10 protein-coding genes are annotated in these 18,489 nt (G+C 59.9%); 5 read left to right on the top strand and 5 right to left on the bottom strand.

Annotation, left to right across the window (positions count from 1 at the left end; translation table 11 throughout):
- Nucleotides 1-52: 52 nt before the first annotated feature.
- Genes NMA52_RS12915 through NMA52_RS12905 form a run of 3 tightly spaced genes read right to left on the bottom strand, consistent with a single transcriptional unit; the run spans nucleotide 53 to nucleotide 6,806 of the window.
- Nucleotides 53-2,407, bottom strand: coding sequence for an amino acid permease (locus NMA52_RS12915; protein ID WP_254828100.1), 2,355 nt, complete (start codon nucleotides 2,405-2,407; stop codon nucleotides 53-55).
- A gap of 3 nt (nucleotides 2,408-2,410) precedes the next feature.
- Nucleotides 2,411-5,647: a DUF2723 domain-containing protein gene (locus NMA52_RS12910; protein WP_254828099.1), complete on the bottom strand. Its 3,237-nt coding sequence runs from the start codon at nucleotides 5,645-5,647 to the stop codon at nucleotides 2,411-2,413.
- A 52-nt stretch (nucleotides 5,648-5,699) separates the two neighbouring features.
- Entirely contained in the window at nucleotides 5,700-6,806 is a 1,107-nt protein-coding gene (locus NMA52_RS12905; RefSeq protein WP_254828098.1) for a M42 family metallopeptidase, read from the bottom strand.
- A gap of 263 nt (nucleotides 6,807-7,069) precedes the next feature.
- Here NMA52_RS12905 and NMA52_RS12900 point away from each other — a divergent pair, with 263 nt between their 5' ends.
- From NMA52_RS12900 to NMA52_RS12880, 5 genes are all read left to right on the top strand, one after another.
- The gene (locus NMA52_RS12900; RefSeq protein WP_254828097.1) at nucleotides 7,070-8,626 is read left to right on the top strand and encodes a response regulator; all 1,557 of its coding nucleotides are present in this window, start codon (nucleotides 7,070-7,072) and stop codon (nucleotides 8,624-8,626) included.
- Nucleotides 8,627-8,704: 78 nt separating this feature from the next.
- The gene (locus NMA52_RS12895; RefSeq protein ID WP_254828096.1) at nucleotides 8,705-9,310 is read left to right on the top strand and encodes a ribonuclease HII; all 606 of its coding nucleotides are present in this window, start codon (nucleotides 8,705-8,707) and stop codon (nucleotides 9,308-9,310) included.
- Between the two features lie 64 nt (nucleotides 9,311-9,374).
- Complete coding sequence (gene der / locus NMA52_RS12890) at nucleotides 9,375-10,676, top strand: ribosome biogenesis GTPase Der (RefSeq protein WP_254828095.1); 1,302 nt, start codon at nucleotides 9,375-9,377, stop codon at nucleotides 10,674-10,676.
- Between the two features lie 705 nt (nucleotides 10,677-11,381).
- Nucleotides 11,382-12,404: a dipeptide epimerase gene (locus tag NMA52_RS12885; RefSeq protein ID WP_254828094.1), complete on the top strand. Its 1,023-nt coding sequence runs from the start codon at nucleotides 11,382-11,384 to the stop codon at nucleotides 12,402-12,404.
- A gap of 91 nt (nucleotides 12,405-12,495) precedes the next feature.
- Complete coding sequence (locus NMA52_RS12880) at nucleotides 12,496-13,968, top strand: M48 family metalloprotease (protein WP_254828093.1); 1,473 nt, start codon at nucleotides 12,496-12,498, stop codon at nucleotides 13,966-13,968.
- A 3-nt stretch (nucleotides 13,969-13,971) separates the two neighbouring features.
- Here NMA52_RS12880 and NMA52_RS12875 read toward each other — a convergent pair whose 3' ends face one another.
- Complete coding sequence (locus tag NMA52_RS12875; protein WP_254828092.1) at nucleotides 13,972-16,971, bottom strand: glycoside hydrolase family 3 N-terminal domain-containing protein; 3,000 nt, start codon at nucleotides 16,969-16,971, stop codon at nucleotides 13,972-13,974.
- Nucleotides 16,972-17,100: 129 nt separating this feature from the next.
- On the bottom strand, nucleotides 17,101-18,387 hold the full coding sequence (glyA, locus tag NMA52_RS12870; protein WP_254828091.1) for a serine hydroxymethyltransferase: 1,287 nt from the start codon (nucleotides 18,385-18,387) through the stop codon (nucleotides 17,101-17,103).
- Between the last annotated feature and the right edge of the window lie 102 nt (nucleotides 18,388-18,489).

Raw genomic sequence — 18,489 nt, 5'->3', positions numbered from 1 at the left:
TTGCGATAACCCTCCCAGTTCGCCTAGTAGCGAGCGAGAACCCAGGCTATCATTACCGAATTTTCACCTCTTCGGCCGCGTTGACGAACAGTACGTTACCAATGTCGTCGTAGCCGGCGAAGAGGCCTTCCTTCATACGCTTCAGGACCTCGTCGCGGAAGCCTAGAATGACCAGGTCCGCTTCTCCGGACTTGCGGGCGATGACGCTGCGGCTGTCGCTGTTATCCAGGCGGCAGAGCACGTCGATGTTGTTGCGGCTGATGGGCAGCTGACCGGTTTCGATCAGGTCGTACAGGCGTTGTTCCTCCTCGGCAAGCTTGGATTCCTCGAAGACCGCGAAGAGCTTGATCTCGGCGTTCTTCCAGTCGGCGTGGCCCGTCATGATGTAAGCCAGCAGGATCATCAGGTTGGCGCTTTCATAGTGGGCGCGGGTGATCCATACGTGAATGGTGCGCTTAAGCCCGAAGCCCCGCTCCGAGAGGCCCAGGATACCGATGTTGAAATCCACTGACTTGATCAACTTGAAGTTGTCGATGATGTCGTCGAGGCCTTCCCCGGTCTGCTTGCTGTACTCCAGCAACAGCAGGTTGTTCTCCGTACCCGCGATGCCCGGAAACTGGATGATCTGGGCGATGGCGGAAGTGTAGGACGGCGAAACGATAGTGTCGACGTAGATCCGGCTTTCGGTAGCCTCCGCCATCCGGATGATGCGCTTCTTGGTCTCCGCGGCGGCCTCGGAGGTATCGTGGCTCAGGTAGCCGTTGATGTAGTGGAGATAGGTGCCGAAGCCGTACTTCTGGGACAACCACCGCAGGAGGTCGAAGGCGCCCAGGCGGGTGAAGGTGGCATCGCTTACGGCAATGATGCTGGGCCGCCAGCTCTTTTTCTCCTCCTTATCCGCCTTCTGCAGGAAGATCTGAATGCGGCGGCTGATCTGGAAGATCACGCCCTGAAAGATGACCGCCAGACTCCGTTTGTCGGGATTGCTGTGGGCGATGTATACGTAGAGCAAGCCGATGAGGACCACCGCCGTAGCCGCGTAAGTGGAGTTCATGAAGAACATCAGCCCGAAACAGGCGATCGCGCCGAACAGGGAGACGTACCACTTGGAGCGGAAGGTGGGCCGGTAACTCGGGTCGGCGGCGAAGTGGTTCAGGAAGCTAATCAGGCAGAGGGAGCCGTAGGTGACCATGAAGAACATGGAGATGATCTCCGCCACGCTGTCCAGCGCCCCGAGCAAAATGAAAAAAGCGGCCAGCACCACGGTGATCAGACTGGCGTTGTAGGGCTCGTTCCGTTCTCCCTTCCCGCGGGCCAGAAATTGGTTGATGCCGGTGGCGGGAAAGATGTTATCGGCCGCGATCGCCTGTAGGGTACGTGGAGCCACGAGTATGGAGCCCAGCGCGCTGGAAATGGTCGCGGCAGCCAGCCCGAGGGGGATGATCCACCACCCCTGCCAGGCAATGTCGGCCATGATCAGGTTACTCGTGTCGGCCAGCACCTCCGGGGGGGCGGAAGCCGCGAGCTTCCAGGCCATGAAGAAATACACGATCATGCCGCCGATCGTGGCCGCCAGGGTCCCCCGGGGGATGGACCGCCCCGGATCGCGCAGATCGCCGGAGAGGCCGACGCCCGCCGTCATACCGGTGAAGGCGGGAAAGATGATGGCGAAGACCGTAAAGAAGCTCAGCGCCGGGATGGCTGGGGTAGCGGGGGCTGCCGGGGGCGGTTCGGTGGCCCGGGCCACCACCTCACTGCCGGGGTAGTAGACGGAATCCGGGTCGGCCGGTAGTCGCTCGTCGGGGGCGGTAAGCTCCGCCTCGTAACTGTTAAAGAAGGAAACCGAGTGGGTCTGGTCGTAGTCGGTCGTGCCGACGAAGAAGGCCAGCAGGGAAAGCGCCAGAGTGGCCACGACGGTGTACAGCACCTTCACGCCCAGATCGGCTCCCTTGGTAAGGATAAGCGCGGTGAGCACCAGCAGTGCCGGAATGCCGATGGTCTGGGGATAGCCCAGCAGCGTATCGAACCACGGCAGCAGCACGTAGGTCTCCCGTAACCAGTCGATCAGGGGTTTGAAGGCCTCGGTAAATGCCATAATATAGAAGGCCACCGAAATGGCCTGGGACATGAAAAGCGCCATGCCTATGGTGGATCCGATCACGAGGCCGAAGCTTCGGGAGATGATGTAGTACTCCCCGCCGCCTTCCACCTTCTGGTTGGTGGCGATCTCGGCGATGGCCATGGCCGTCGGAATCGTGACGGCGTGGCCGATCAGGATGATGCCGATCGTGCCGGCCAGCCCCACCATTCCGACCGCGAAGCCGAAACGGAGAAACATGATCGCCCCCAGGATGGTGGATATCGCCGTGAAGAAAACCGGAGCGGTACCGAACTTCTGCTTGTCCATACGCTAGCCCGGGCTGGGTGCCTCGGCCAGGTAGAGGTAGTTGGAGAGGATGCCCTCGACGCGGTTACGCAGGGTTTCGTTGCCGCTGTCCCGCAGCTGTAGGATCAGTTGCTGGGCAATGGCCTGCCCCTGGCGGTTTTCGTAGAAGTAGCTCTCGTTGAGCACCTGCTCGTCCAGGCTCTCGTAGTAGTTCAGCCGGTCGGCGGTGTTTTCGGCGAGTTGCGCGATCACGTCGGCCGCCCGCTCGGTGTTACCGCTGCGGAAGTAGGGGTCGAGCATGATGAAGGCCTCGTAGTAGAAGGGGAAGTTCATGTTCGGGAACGATTGGAAGTACTTGTCTCCGATCTCGAGCGCGCGCTCGGTGTCTCCCCGCTGCATCAGTTCGTCCATGGTCCGCAACATGACGCCGCGCATCGACTGAATGGCCGGAGCGTAACTGGTATTGACGTGGGTGTTCACCTTGTCGAAGTTGCCCCAGGTCCACTCGTTCATGATCAGCTCGTAGTTCTTGTCCACGTCGATGCCCCCGGCACCGATGTTCTGGTACCGCTGCGTCTGGGAGGGGGTGCGGGTGGCGGTGAGCTGCAGGGCTAGACCTTCCAGTTGCATGTAGTCCTCCAGCCCCATGAACTTGGAGGGCTGACAGGTGACCGCGAAGTAGATCGGCCGCTTGTAGAAGTTGGAGTTGATGATGTCCAGAATGGCGATCTCGTCCTTCTGCAGCGAGCGCTGGTCGATACGGATCGGGATGTTCTGGGCCACCGGATTTCCGTCGGGCGTCAGCCAGGGAGCCTGGGCCAGGCGACCCTGGTCCACGCGGAGGTTCACGTTGCAGGTCGGGTAGACCGTCTCGATGATGCGGCCGCCCTGTACCGGAAGGTTCTTGTCGTCGGCGATCTCGTTCATGAAGGCCTCCAGGGTCATGGGGGGAGCCTCGTTGCACGCCTGATCGGGATTGCGCAGGTTGTAATACTGCACGCTGTTGCGCGATTTTCCGCGCATTTGATCCTCCGTCAGCTGAAGGTCGATGACCGGCGAGTCGTTCATGCGGTAGCGGAGCAGATCGATGTACCAATCGACCGCGATGAGACTGAGGTTTACCACGCGGACGTCGGTGCGAATCCCTTCGACTTCCTGGGCGTACCAGAGGGGGTAGGTATCGTTGTCGCCGTACGTAAAGATGATGGCGTTTTCGTCGACCGACTCGAGGAAGTTATGGGCATAGTCGCGGGCCGCCGTGTGCTGGGAGCGGTCGTGATCGTCCCAGTTCTGAGTGACCAGTAGGATCGGCGCCACCAGGACCAGGGCCGAAGCACCCACCGCCACGCCGGCGCCGCGGGCACGGAACTGGCGTTTGGCCAGTTCGTAAATCGCGGGGACGGCCATGCCGATCCACATGCAGAAGACGAAGAAGGAGCCGACCAGGACGTAATCGCGCTCCCGCGGCTCGTTCGGTGGCTGGTTGGTGTAGATCGTGATCCCGATACCGGTGATCACGAAGAGGGCCAGCAGGGCCAGAAATTCCTCGCCCCGCCGGCCGGAGTGCCAGAAAAGTCCCAGCAGGCCGAAGAGGAAGGGAAGCAGAAAGTAAGTATTGCGGGAGGGATCGTTCTTGAAGTCCTCGGGCAGCTCGTCGAGATTGCCCAGACGCATTTCGTCCAGGAACTTGATGCCGGTGATCCAGTTGCCGCTGCTCTCGTCCCAACTGAAGTACCCCTGATCGCCGTTCTGGCGGCCGGAGAAATTCCACATGAAGTAGCGCCAGTACATCCAGCCCAGCTGGTAGTTGAAGAGGAAGCCGATGTTGTCGATCTGGTTGGGGCGTCCGTTCGGCAGCGGCTGTGAGGGGTCGAGGCCCATCCAGCGCTTGTAAAGATTGGGGCGCCCCTGGGTGCCGTCGTACATGCGGGGGAAGAACATCTGCTTGTCCTTCTCGTACTCCGGCGTGACTTTGTAGTTCGTGTACTCGTACTTACCGTTGACCAGGCCGTAGCGGTCCTCCACGTCGGTGGCCGTCATCTGAGCGTCGAACTGGGGACCGTAGACCAGGCTTCGCTCTCCGTACTGTTCCCGGTTGAGGTAGGGGAGCAGGCTGGTGACGTTGTCCGGGTTGTTCATATTGACCGGAGTCTTCGCCTCCGCCCGAATGACCACTACGGCGATCACGCTGTAGGCGATCAGGATGCTGGCAATACCCATGGCGGCCAACTGCACTCCCTGATCCCGGTGCCGGTGGGCGTAGCGGAAGGCGAGGTAGAGCAGACCGCCGTAGGTGAGCAGGGTAGGGAGCACGCCGATGTGGACGGGCAGCCCGCTGTTCACCATACCGATCTCGAACCAGTGCCAGACGGAGGGAACGCCGATGATGACCAGGGTCTGAATGATGCCGATCATCAACACCCCGCAGGCGGCGGCAACGAGGAACTGTGCCCAGTGCGCCAGCTTTTTGCCTCCCAGGAAGTACGTTGCTCCCGCGACCGCGCCAATGCCGATCAATTTGCCGGTAAATCCGATGGACGTCAGCAGAAGGCTGGCCGCGAAGAGATAGCCGACGATCTTGCCCACCCGCGTCAGGAAGAGCTGGCCGCGCTCCCGCAGGTAAAACAGAAGGGTGATAAAGGGAAGTACCAGGATACTCAGCAGGTGAACGCCGGACGACAGCCCGATACAGAAGATGCTGAAGATCAGCCAGCGATAAGCCACGTAATCGCGATCGCGGGGCGTAGTATAGTAGCGAACGGCCGCCCAGACCGTCATACACGTAAAGAAAAAGGACATGGCGTACACCTCTCCCTCCACGGCGGAGAACCATACGGAGGTGATGAAGGCCGAACACAGGCCCGCTACCAGTCCGCCACCGGCTACCGCGATGATCTGGCCGCCACCGACCTCGGCGTGCTCGTCGCGGCCGGTGAGGGAAAGCAGGCTGAAACGGATGGTCACCCAGGCAATGAAGGTGGCCCCGAAAGCCGTGCAGAGGGCCGACATACCGTTGACGAAGGCCGCAATGAAGGACGGATCGTCGGACAGCAGATCGCCCACCGCGGCGAACATGCGGCCGATCAGCAGGAAGAGGGGAGCCCCGGGCGGGTGCACCACCTGGAGCTTGTACGCGCCGAGGATGAACTCCCCGACGTCCCATAAACTACCCGTACGTTCGACGCTGAGCAGCAGCACGGTGGCCGTAATAATGAATACGACCCAGCCGGTAAGCTGGTGTAAGCGGTGAAGTTTTCCCATTGCGCAGAGGTTGGATAGTGGAACGGCGCAAAGTTAAGAAATATTAGCCCCGCTAGAGCCAGTCGGTCTGCCCCCCGACGCGGTCGGGGTGGGGAGGTTGCACGTGGTCGGCGGAAAAATTCCAGTCGTAGGTATCGAGCTTGCGGATGGCGGCGGACAGCAGGGCGATGCAGTCGGCGATGTCCTGCTTGCTGGCCATCTCGATGACCTGGTGCATGTTGCGCAGGGGAATGGAGATGGCCCCGGCAATGCTGCCCTTGGTGCCGTAGCGCTGTACGGCGGCCGTGTCCGTACCCCCGGCCGGGAGGAGTTCGAGCTGGGTCGTGATGTCGTCCTCCCGCGCAACGTTCTTCAGGTAATTGACCATGCGGTAGTCCGAGATGACCGAACCGTCGAGCACCTTGATGGCGGCGCCGCAGCCGAGTCCGGTCACCCGTTCCTGGGGCGTGCTGCCGGGCACGTCGTAGGCGATGGTAACGTCAAGCCCGAAGCCAAAATCGGGGTCGATGTGACTGACGCTGCCCATGGCACCGCGCAGTCCGACCTCCTCCTGTACGGTAAAGGTGGCGTACAGATCGTAGGGGATGTCCTGCCCCCGCAGCTCCCGCAGCACCTCCAGCAGAATGAAGACCGAGACGCGGTTGTCGAGGGACTTGCCGGTCACGCAATCGCCGATCTCGATGAGTTCGCGTTCGCGGGTGATGGGATCGCCGACCGCGATCAGCTTCTCGACTTCTTCCCGGGGCAGACCCACGTCGATGAAGTAGTCGGACGTCGGGACCACCTTAGTCCGTTCCTCGGGCTTCATGATGTGAATGGGTTTGCTGCCCATCACCCCGATGACGTCGCGGCGGCCGTGTACCATCACACGCTGGGCGGTCAGGGTTTTCGGATCGAAGCCGCCGAGGGGGAGAAAGCGGATGAATCCCTTCTCGTCGATGTGGTTTACGATGAAGCCGATCTCGTCCATGTGGGCGGCAACCATGACCCGCTTTCGCTCACGGCCCCTGCGCAGGGCGATCACGTTGCCCATGTTGTCGATGCTGACCTCGTCTACGAGATGTTTCACCTCGTCGAGGATGAGTTGGCGGATCCGTCTTTCGAAGCCGGACACGCCGGGGGCTTCACATACGGCCCGGAGGAGATTCAGGTTATTCATAGGTTCATTTGGCAAAAGGCGAGCAAAGCTAAGCTATTGTACGTACAAGGAATAAAGTGAGCCTACAAACCCGTTCGTACCCATATCGTTACGGCCGGGCGGACAATAATCGGATTTTAACGGTTCGCGACGGGTATTTGACCGATTCCGGTCGTCTGCCAACCACCGCAGCCGGCGGGTAGTCTATGGAAGCGGACACTTCCAACTTCCGGAGGTCGTTAAACGTATTTACCCACGAACCACCCACCAGCGAAAGAACGAATATGGACAGCATCAAAATCCTCTGGGCCGACGACGAGATCGACCTCTTCAAGCCACAACTGATTTTCCTCCGCAAGAAAGGCTACGAAGTCGTCACGGTTACCAACGGACACGATGCGCTCGAGGAGATCGAAACGGACAAGGGGATCGACATCGTCTTTCTGGACGAGAGCATGCCCGGCCTTACCGGCCTGGAAACCCTCAGCCGGATCAAGGAGGTGCAACCCTCCATCCCGGTAGTGATGATCACGAAGAACGAGGCCGAGGATGTGATGGAAGAAGCCATCGGCAGTCAGATCGCCGACTACCTGATCAAACCCGTCAATCCATCGCAGATTCTGCTGACCCTGAAGAAGATCGTCGACGAGAAGCGGCTCGTTCGCGAAAAGACCACCAGCGACTACCAGCAGGACTTCCGCCAGCTTCTCATGCAGATCAACAGCGGACTCAATAAGGAAGAATGGGTCGACATCTATAAGAAGATCATCAACTGGGAGCTCAAGCTCGACGACAGCAACAGCGACCAGATGGGCGAGATTCTGGCCGTACAGAAACGGGAGGCGAACGCCGAATTTTCCAAATACATCGAGCGCAACTACCTGGACTGGGTACAGGGGCAGGACGCGCCCATCATGTCGCACAACCTGATGCGGGAGAAAGTCTTTCCCCACATCAATAAGGAGCGCCCCACCGTTATGGTCCTGTTGGACAACATGCGCTACGACCAGTGGCGGGTCATCGAACCGATGATCACCCAGCTGTACCGCGTGGAGGAGGAGGACTATTTCTACAGCATCCTGCCCACCGCCACCCAGTACAGCCGCAACGCCATCTTCGCCGGCATGTGGCCCGCCGAGATCGAAAAGCACTACAAGGACTGGTGGCTCAACGACAGCGACGAGGGTGGCAAGAACAACCACGAGGCCGACCTGCTCGGTAAGCAGTTCGAGCGGCTCATGCGCCGGGGCGACATCAAGTGGGACTACACCAAGGTCACCCGCACCAACTTCGCCCGCCAGATGCAGGACCGCGCCCTGGACTTCCTGAACAACGACTTCAGCGTCATCGTCTACAACTTCATCGACATGCTGAGTCACGCCCGCACGGAAATGGAGGTGCTCAAGGAGCTGGCCGGTGACGAGAAAGCCTACCGCAGCCTCACCCGGAGCTGGTTCGAGAACAGCCCCCTCTGGGCCACCCTCCGCCGCCTGGCCGAACGGGACATCACCCTGATCGTCACCACCGACCACGGCACGATCCGGGTCAATACCCCCAGCCGGGTGGTCGGCGACCGCGACACCTCGACCAATCTGCGTTACAAGCTCGGCCGCAATCTCCAGTACGAGGAAAAGGACGTACTCGAAGTCCGCGAACCCAAGGAGGCCAAGCTGCCCCGCCCCAACCTGAGCAGCAGTTTCATCTTCGCCAAGGAAGATAAGTTCTTCCTCTACCCCAACAGCTACAATTACTACAACAACTACTACCGCGACACCTTCCAGCACGGGGGCATCAGCCTGGAGGAGATCGTCTGCCCGGTAGTGCGCCTCCGCACCCGCTAGTACAACGCGGCCTCCGGCCGCGCTCCATCAACACTTCCAAAGACCAGCCAAAAAACCAGATGTAGTATTTTCGTCTCCGTGTTACTTCCCCACCACACCGCTGGACGCCGCGAAGCCGGCTGCGACGAAGCCGGCCGCGGCTGCCTCGCCGGCCCCGTCTTCGCCGCAGCCGTGGTGCTGCCCCCCGGCTACGACAATCCCCGCCTCAACGACAGCAAAAAACTGGACGAAGCCGCCCGCAACGCCCTGCGCCGGGAAATCGAAGCCGACGCCCTGGCCTGGGCCGTTGCCCGCTGCACCGTGGAGGAGATCGACCGCATCAACATCTTTCGGGCGAGTTACCGCGCCATGCACCGTGCCATCGATCGTCTAGCTACGCCGCCCGACTTTCTCCTGATCGACGGAAAGTTCTTCGTACCCCATACGACCATCGACCACCTCTGCGTCATCAAGGGCGACGGTAAGTACCAGGCCATCGCCGCCGCCGGCATCCTGGCCAAGACCCACCGCGACGAGCATCTGCTAAAGCTGCACGAGACCTTTCCGCAATTCGGCTGGAACACCAACCGGGGCTACCCCACCAGGGCCCACCGCACGGCAATCGAAACCCACGGGGCAACTATCCACCACCGAAAGAGTTTTACCTTACTGCCCGGAGGAAAACAGTATGCCCTCTTTCGGTAGCCGTTATAGTCATGACGATTTCCGCTGACCATTCTGCCTCCCCACCACATTACCCCTACTATTCATGGATATCGTTGCCATCGTCGGACGTCCCAACGTCGGAAAATCTACTCTCTTTAATCGCCTCATCGGGGAACGCCAGAGCATCGTCGACGACCAGAGTGGGGTGACCCGCGACCGGCAGTACGGCCAGAGCGAATGGAACGGCAAGGAATTCGCGGTCGTCGATACCGGCGGATTCGTACGCAACAGCGACGACGTCTTCGAGGCCGCGATCCGCGATCAGGTGGTCATTGCCATTGAAGAAGCTTCCGTGATCATTTTCATGGTCGACGTCACCACCGGCATCACCGACCTCGACGCCGAGATCGCCCAGATGCTGCGGCGGGCCGAGAAGCCCGTCATCCTCGCGGTCAATAAGGTAGACAACAACCGTCGCCAGCTCGAGGCTAACGAGTTCTGGTCGCTGGGCTTCGAGGAAACCTTCTTCCTGTCTTCCGTGACCGGCAGCGGCACGGGTGAGCTCCTCGACGCCGCGGTGGAGTACGTCCGCAACCACGAGGAGGAGGAGACGGAGCTGATGCAGCTCGCCATCGTCGGGCAGCCCAACGCCGGTAAATCCAGCTTCATCAACGCCCTGCTCGGGGAGGAGCGCAACATCGTCACCGACATTGCCGGCACCACCCGCGATACCATCAACAGCCATTACAATAAGTTCGGCAAGGAATTTATCCTCATCGACACCGCCGGCATCCGCAAGAAGGCCAAGGTGCACGAAAACCTGGAGTACTACTCCGTCATGCGTGCCATCCGCGCCATCGAGAAGGCCGACGTGTGCGTCCTCATGATCGATGCCACCGACAAGGTGGAAGCCCAGGATCTGGCCATTTTCCGCCTCGCCCAGAAGAACAACAAGGGCATCGTCATCGCCATCAACAAGTGGGACCTCGTCGAGAACAAGGAAACCAACACCGCCCGCGATTACGAGGCCGAGGTGCGCCGCCGCTTCGCCCCCTTCAATGACCTTCCCATCATATTCATGAGCGTGACCGAAAAGCAGCGCATCATGAAGACCATCGAGGCTGCCGAACAGGTGTACGCCAATCGCACCCGCCGCATCCCCACCTCCCAGCTCAACGACGTCATGCTGCCGGCCATCGAACGCTTCAGTCCGCCCAGCTCCCGCGGCCGCGTGATCAGCATCAAGTTCGTCTCCCAGCTCCCCCTGGCCTATCCGGCATTCGCCTTCTTTTGCAACCACCCCCAGCACGTCAAGGACAGCTATAAAAACTACCTGGAGAATCAGCTGCGCCAGAATTTCGACTTTACCGGGGTGCCGATAACGATCTTTTTCCGGCAGAAGTAGGGGGACAAGTGGGTAGGCATTTAGGTAGTTAGGCTATTAGGTTGGTTAGGCAGTTAGGTTATTAGTTTGTTAGGCAGTTAGGCGGTGGGGGGAGCAACCCGCTACGGTTTCACTTCGGGATGCAACTAATCCAGGTTTGGCCCGGTCATCTGACGAACACCAGCTCGTTGACTTTCGTGTTACTGACGTAACTAAGAATGCCCGTTGCACTCAGGTCGGTATGATTCCGACGCGTAGAGCGCAGCCGCAGATTGCATCGTGCTTCCGCGGCCGAAGGCCGCATTTTACCAGACGAGCGCAGCGAGCATCCACGTGCGGCAGCTACATTTTAAATTTCACATGTTAAATTCCTGTTGCCTCGATCGGCCAACGACGACCACGAGCGCAGCGCGCATCCACGTGCGGCAGCTACATTTTAAAGTTCACATGTTAAATTCCTGTTGCCTCGATCGGCCGACGACGACCACGAGCGCAGCGAGCATCCTCGTGCGGCAGCTACATTATAAATTTCACATGTTAGATTCCTGTTGCCTCGATCGGCCGACGACGACCACGAGCGCAGCGAGCATCCACGTGCGGCAGCTACATTTTAAATTTCACATTTTAAATTCCTGCTGCCTCGATCGGCCGACAATGACCACAAGCGCAGCCAGCATCCCCATAAATTGTAAATGGTACTTTTGAAATTGCCAATTGTAAATTCCATTGACCCTCACCATCCACCCCTTTTCCCTACCGCTGCGCGACCCCTTCCGCATCGCCCACGAAAGTCGCACCGAGCAGCCGACCCTGATCGTCGAACTCCGGGACGGCGCGTACACTGGCCTGGGGGAAGCGCCGATGACCCGCTATTACGGATTGGACAGCCAGACCTGCACGGCTACGTTGAACAAGTTGGCTCCCGCGCTCGCGCCCTGGACGCTAGAGAATGGAAACATAGGGGCCTTGCTAAGTACCCTGCCGCCCGACCTGAGCCCCTTCCTGCGGTGCGCGATCGACGTCGCCCTCCACGACCTGTGGGGGAAAATGGCGGGCCGGCGGGTGGGGGAGCTGTGGGAACGCGAAGCCTCCCGCGCTACGCCGACGTGTTACACCATCGGTCTGGCTCCGATCGCCGAAATGGTGCGCAAACTGCAGGCCTTTCCCTGGCCCGTGTATAAGATCAAACTGGGGCGGGGCGACGACGACGTGGCCATCATCCGGGAGCTCCGCGCACACACGGACGCTCCCTTCTACGTAGATGCGAATACCGGCTGGACGGTACGCCAGACCATCGACTACTCCGGCCCCCTCGCGGAACTGGGCGTGGTATTTATCGAGCAACCGCTGAAGCCGGACGACCGGGCGGGGCAACGCGAAGTACACCGCCACTCCGCCCTCCCCGTGCTGGCCGACGAGAGCTGCCAGACCGAGGCCGACGTGGATACCTGCGCCGAACTGTTTGCGGGCATCAACATCAAGGTGGTGAAGTGTGGCGGACTGCTTCCCGCCCGCCGAATGATCGCCCGCGCCCGGACGCTGGGCATGCGCGTGATGGCCGGTTGCATGACGGAAAGCAGCGTCGGCATCAGCGGCATCGCGCAGCTGCTTCCGGAACTGGATTACGCGGACATGGACGGGGCTATGCTCCTGGCGGAGGATCCGGCGCGGGGGGTCACTTTCGATCCGGCCACGGGGCGGGCGGTGTATCCGGACCGACCGGGTACGGGGGCGTTACTGAAAGCTTAGGGCGGGGCCGCGGGAGCTAAGCAAATCTTAAGAAGCAAACTTATTGGGTAAATGTCGACTTCTAACGGAGTAACTCATCCCGCAACAACACATGTCCGTATCACTCTCCCGAACCTTAGTTCTGCTTCTACTGCCGGCCTTCGCCTTCATACTGCCGAGTTGTGCCACCAACCCCGTAACCGGTAAGAAGCAGATTTCCTTCATTTCCGAAGAACAGGAAATTGCCATGGGGCAGCAGTACGATCCCCAGGTGGTCGCCGAATTCGGGTTGTACGACGACGCCCAGTTGCAGGCCTTCCTGACGGAAAAGGGCAATGCCATGGCCGCAATCTCGGAGCGCCCGAACCTGCCCTGGACCTTCCGGTTAGTCGACTCGGAGGTAGTTAACGCCTTCGCCGTTCCCGGTGGCTTCGTCTACTTCACGCGGGGGATTATGGCGCACTTCAATAACGAAGCGCAGTTTGCCGGGGTACTGGGGCACGAGATTGGCCACGTCACGGCCCGCCATACGGTTGCCCAGCAGAGTAAGCAGCAATTGGCGCAAATCGGTCTGATCGGCGGAATGATCCTTTCTCCGGAGCTCGCCAGCCAGGGACAAACGCTCATGCAGGGGATGCAACTCCTGTTTCTGAAGTTCGGTCGCGATGCGGAGAGTCAGTCCGACCAACTCGGCGTCAAGTACTCCACGGCCATCGGTTACGACGCCAACGAAATGGCCGGCTTCTTCAATACCCTCGATAAGCTCAGCGGCGGTTCGGAAAACCGTGCGCCCAGCTTTCTGAGCACGCACCCCGATCCTTTGAACCGGGAAGCCGAAGTGCTCAAACTGACCAAACAGGCCCAGGCCGCAAACCCCCGCACCGATTACGAAGTCGACCGCGATGGCTACCTGCGCCGGATCGACGGGATCCTGTACGGAGAAGACCCCAATCAGGGCTACGTGGAAAGCGGTGCCTTTTACCACCCGGCCCTGCGGTTTTACTTCCGCATTCCCACCAACTGGCAACTGATCAATTCCCCGACCATGGTGCAAATGGTGAGCCCCGACCAGAACGCGCTCATGCAGATGCGCCTGGCGGAAGGAACGGACCCCGCCGCCGCGGCCCAGCAGTTCGTGACTCAGAATAAAGTCCAGGTAACCAACAGCAGCGATCAGTCCATCAACGGACTACCGGCGACGACCATCGTCGGAGACATCGTGCAACAGGACCAGCAAAGCGGGCAGACGCAGACCCTGCGGACCATCACCAGCTTTATCGCCTACGGGGGAAACACCTACATGATGGCGGGACTATCCACGGCACAGAACTTCAATAAATTTGCCCGGGATATGGAGGGCAGCATTCGCAGCTTCGCGCAGCTGACCGACCAGAGCAAGCTTAACCGCAAGCCGGAGCGCATCAAGATCGTCACCGTCCCGCGCGCGACGAGCCTACAGCAGGCGCTACTCGATGCCGGTATTCCCCAGGCGCGCCTGAACGAATTTGCCGTCCTGAACGGTATGGAACTGAACACCCAACTGCCCGCCGGCTACCTGATCAAGGCTATGAGCGGCGGAGCCTAAACGCTAGGGCCGCTTGCCGACTCCGGCGGTAACGGTAGTGCGCGGACTGGCGGATTTGGCGTCGCGTATAATCGCCTCGTAGGCGGCCGTCTGCACGCTATTCCGGGTATCCAGTTTGCTTAGTTTGTTATTCTCCATATTCGGATACGTCCGATTGGACAGGAAGACGTAAACCAGGTCTTCCACCGGATCGGCCCACACGGCGGTGCCGGTAAAGCCCAGGTGACCGAAGGTGCGGGAGGAAACCCGTTCGGATACGTTAAGGCTGCGGTCGGAATCCAACTGTTTCATATCGAAGCCAAGTCCGCGCCGCATATCGCCGGGAAAACGGTTCGTGAACAGGTGGATGGTTTCCGCGCTCAGGTAACGCCGACCACCGTAGCTGCCCTCCTGCAGCAGCATCTGGAAAAGAGCGGCTACATCGTGGGCCGATCCGAATAGGCCGGCGTGACCGCTAACGCCACCCATCATGCCCGCCCCCATATCGTGCACGAAGCCCTGGATCGCCGACATACGGAAGTAGTTGTCGATCTCCGTAGGGGGTATCCGATCGCGGGAAATCGACCGTAGGGGGTTAAAGGTCAGGGATTCGAGACCCATGGGGCGGTAAAAATAGCGGGCGGCGAACTCGTCCACGGTAAGCCCACTGACCCGGTCGACGAGCTTGGCCATCAGGTAAAATCCGAGATCGCTGTAGCGGTAACGCCCGATATTGGGCAGGGGACTGTCGTAAATCTGCTGCCAGATCGAGTCTACGTACGACTTATTCATGTACAGCTTATCGGTGACCGGAATCACGAAGTTGCCGGTCTGCGCCGTACGGTAATATTGCGAACTGGGCTGAGCGTTGCGGCCCGGACCGAGGGTGTAGCGGTAGAAGGGAATCCAGCTGTGCAAGCCCGCGCGGTGGGCCAGAATCGGGCGGATGGTGATGTACTCCTTATTTGTCCCGGCCAGTTCGGGGAGGTAGTGACTCAGGGGCTTGTCGAGATCGATCTTTCCCTCATCGACCAATTTCATGATGCAGAGGGTAGTGGCCGCGACCTTGGTTACCGAAGCCAGATCGTACACGTCGTTGGTGGTGACCGGGCGTTCTTTTTGGTAGGTTTGGTGGCCGTAGGCTTTTTCGAAAACGATCTTCCCGTGGCGTGCCACGAGCACGACCATGCCGGGGGTTGCTCGTTGGCTGATGGCTTCGCGGGCCAGCACGTCCACCCGGGCGGCCAGTTTTTCACCATCGAGCCCCACGCTCTCCGGTGTACTGTAACCCATACGGAAGTTGGCCGTTGTTTCGAGTCCGGCATTGTAGGGGGCGGCGGGGCTGGCCGTGACGGGGAGGCGGCCCGTCATCCGGTTCGCGCCGAAGAGCGCCTGGGCGGCGGCATCCTGAGCGACCTCGTCGCGGGTATAGGCTTCCAGAATTGTGCCGAATCCATCCAGGGGTGCCAGGCTGTAGGGATTTCCGAAGACGGTAAGGACGAGTTTGGATTTCTCGTCGATCGCCCGCAGTAAACCCAGCAGCGGTGCGGAAATTGGTACTTTTTCGATAAACCGGCTGCCGTCGCTGTACAGGCTTACGATCACGACGTCGTTGGCGCGGATACGGTCGAGGATTTGCTTTTTCTCCGCCGCACTCGGATCGTTGGCCGTAGTGAGGTGGGTAATCTGCCCGTAGTCGTCCAGGCGGGTAGTAAAGGTGGTGGGCTTCGCCGCACCGATCCGTAGGGAGATGATCTTTCCCTTATCCGGGGTCTGTACCGGGACCAGGCCTTCGGCGTCGCGCACGAGCGTCATGGAGGCCTCTACGAGTTCCTGCTTCAGGGTGTAAGCGGCCGGGGTATTCAATTCAGCCCTCAAGTTTTTCAGGGGAGGGAAGGCGGGGTGGGTTAGGCCCAGTCGGTATTTGGCCAGCAGTACGCGCCGTACCTTTTCCTCGATGCCCCGTTCCGTGATCTTTCCTTCCTCCACGTAGCGCTTAATGGCGGTAAAGGAAGCGGCAATATCTTCCGGTAGGAGTAAAATGTCCGAGCCGGCCGCGATGGCTTCGGCTTCCACTTCTCCGTCGCCGTAGTGCTTCGTGACCCCCTTCATTTCGAGTCCGTCCGTAAAGATAAGGCCGGTAAAGCCGAGCTCCTTGCGCAGCAGATCGGTGACGATCGGCTTGCTCAGCGAGGAGGGCCGGTTAGGCCGCGGATCAAGCGCGGGAATCTGTAGATGGGCGGCCATCATGCTGCCGATACCGTAGCGAATGAGGGCCCGGAAGGGATACAGCTCGATGCTGTCGAGGCGTGCGCGACTATGCTTGATGACGGGCAGATCGAGGTGACTGTCGACGTCCGTGTCCCCGTGCCCGGGAAAGTGCTTGGCGCTGGCCAGGATGCCGTTATCCTGCAGGCCCTTCATGTACATGTACCCCTTGGCGGTCACGTTGTAGCGGTCTTCTCCGAAGGAGCGGGTAGCAATGACGGGGTTATCTGGATTGTTGTTGACGTCGAGGACGGGGCTGAAGCTTACGTTCACGCCGAGTCGGTGCATCTGCCGGGCGATCTCCGCCCCCATGTCGTAGAGCAGCTGATTATTGCGGATCGCACCCAGAGCCAGTTGCTTAGGATAACTGATCGTCTGGCCGGGAAGCCGCATCCCCAGTCCCCATTCGGCATCCATACTGACCATCATCGGCAGTTTGCTGAGCCCCTGGTAACGGTTGGTGAGTTCGAGTTGCTTTTCCGGCGTGCCCTGGAAAAAGCAGAGTCCGCCAACGTGGTAGTTCTTGATCTGTTTCTCTACACTGGCCACGTGATCCGGGCCCAGGTCGCTGTGCGCGCGGATCATGAAGAGCTGCCCGAGCCGCTCGTCCACCGACATGGAGGCGTATACGGAGTCGACCCAGCGACGTTCGTCAGCATTCAGGCGGGAGAGATCTCCGTTATAAATGTTTTGACCGAAGTTGTTGGTGGGTGAAAGACAAAGGACGGTAAGGAAACAGAAAACAAGAACTCGCATAAGACTGGGGTAGTAAGCTGGACAAAGTGGCCGCCAGCAAGATAGGGGGCAAGCCATCTTTATCCTAACGCGATTAATATACGCTTACTATACAGTCCCGCCATTAAAAATTCGGTAAAATCCGGATGATCAGCCGACCATTGCCCCTTCGTAGAGCGGGAAGCGGTCCATGAAGGCGTGTACCTCCTGACGTACCCGCTCTAAAAGCTGATCATCACCAGGATTGTTAATCACCTCGTCGATCCAGGCAACCGTCTGCTTACAGTCCTCCTCCCGGAAGCCCCGGGTAGTGATGGCGGCCGTGCCGATGCGGATACCGCTGGTAACCAGAGCGGATTTTTTGTCGAAGGGCACCATATTCTTGTTGAGCGTGATTTCCGCCTTGCCCAGGGCTTCCTCGGCGTCACGGCCGGTGATATCCTTGTTGCTCAGGTCGATGAGCATACTGTGGTTATCGGTACCTCCGCTGATGATGTGGTAGCCACGTTCGTTGAGGGCTTCGGCCATGGCGCGGGCGTTAGCGATCACCTGTTTGCCGTAGGTCTTCCAGTCGGCACTCAGGCACTCCCCGAAGGCTACGGCCTTACCGGCAATGACGTGCTCCAGCGGACCGCCCTGCATACCGGGGAATACGGCGCTGTTCAGGATGGTGCTCATCCGGATGGGGTTGCCCTTCTTAGTCTTCCGGCCCCAGGGGTTTTCGAAGTCTTTGCCCATCATGATGATTCCACCGCGGGGGCCGCGCAGGGTCTTGTGGGTGGTGCTCGTCACGATGTGACAGTGCGGCATGGGGTCGTTCAGCAGGCCGGCGGCGATGAGACCGGCCGGGTGAGCGATGTCGGCCAACAGCAGGGCGCCTACTTCGTCGGCGATCTCGCGGAAGCGGGCGTAGTCCCAGTCCCGGCTGTAGGCCGAGGCCCCGCAGATGATCATTTTGGGTCGTACTTCCCGGGCTTTTTCGGCCACCTTGTCCATATCTACCCGGCCGGTTTCCTCCTCCACGCCGTAGAAGTGGGCTTCGAAGTGCTTGCCGCTGAAGTTCGCCGGGTGACCGTGGCTGAGGTGTCCGCCGTGCGCCAGGCTAAATCCGAGGGTACGATCGCCGGGCTTCAGGCAGGCCAGAAAGACGGCCGCGTTGGCCTGAGCGCCGGAGTGGGGCTGTACATTGGCGTACTCCGCGCCGAAGAGCTCGCACAGGCGGTCGATGGCCAGTTGCTCGATCTCGTCCACCACCTCGCAGCCTCCGTAGTAGCGCTTACCCGGGTAACCTTCGGCGTACTTGTTGGTCAGACAGCTGCCGACGGCTTCCATGACGGCGGCGCTGGTGAAGTTCTCGGAAGCGATCAACTCGATTCCGTGGCGTTGGCGATCGAGTTCGCGCTCAATACGGTCGAATACGGCGGAGTCACGGTTCATGGGGACGGATTTTATGAGGGGGCAAAGTTACGGATTTAGCTGAGCCGGGGAACGATTGTGGTCCTTTTTCCCAAGACAAACGCCCGCCCTGACAGTATCAGG

The sequence above is a fragment of the Lewinella sp. JB7 genome (assembly GCF_024297185.1).
Lineage (GTDB): Bacteria > Bacteroidota > Bacteroidia > Chitinophagales > Saprospiraceae > Neolewinella.
The sequence above is the reverse complement of the archived record's forward strand: the minus strand, read 5'-3'. Positions and strand labels throughout refer to the sequence as shown.

What these genes read in the sequence shown, in the direction of transcription:
- NMA52_RS12875 (WP_254828092.1), bottom strand. Translation starts at nt 16,971, where the DNA reads ATGCGAGTTCTTGTTTTCTGTTTCCTTACCGTCCTTTGTCTTTCACCC.
- NMA52_RS12910 (WP_254828099.1), bottom strand. Translation starts at nt 5,647, where the DNA reads ATGGGAAAACTTCACCGCTTACACCAGCTTACCGGCTGGGTCGTATTC.
- glyA (WP_254828091.1), bottom strand. Translation starts at nt 18,387, where the DNA reads ATGAACCGTGACTCCGCCGTATTCGACCGTATTGAGCGCGAACTCGAT.
- NMA52_RS12900 (WP_254828097.1), top strand. Translation starts at nt 7,070, where the DNA reads ATGGACAGCATCAAAATCCTCTGGGCCGACGACGAGATCGACCTCTTC.
- NMA52_RS12905 (WP_254828098.1), bottom strand. Translation starts at nt 6,806, where the DNA reads ATGAATAACCTGAATCTCCTCCGGGCCGTATGTGAAGCCCCCGGCGTG.
- NMA52_RS12880 (WP_254828093.1), top strand. Translation starts at nt 12,496, where the DNA reads ATGTCCGTATCACTCTCCCGAACCTTAGTTCTGCTTCTACTGCCGGCC.
- der (WP_254828095.1), top strand. Translation starts at nt 9,375, where the DNA reads ATGGATATCGTTGCCATCGTCGGACGTCCCAACGTCGGAAAATCTACT.
- NMA52_RS12915 (WP_254828100.1), bottom strand. Translation starts at nt 2,407, where the DNA reads ATGGACAAGCAGAAGTTCGGTACCGCTCCGGTTTTCTTCACGGCGATA.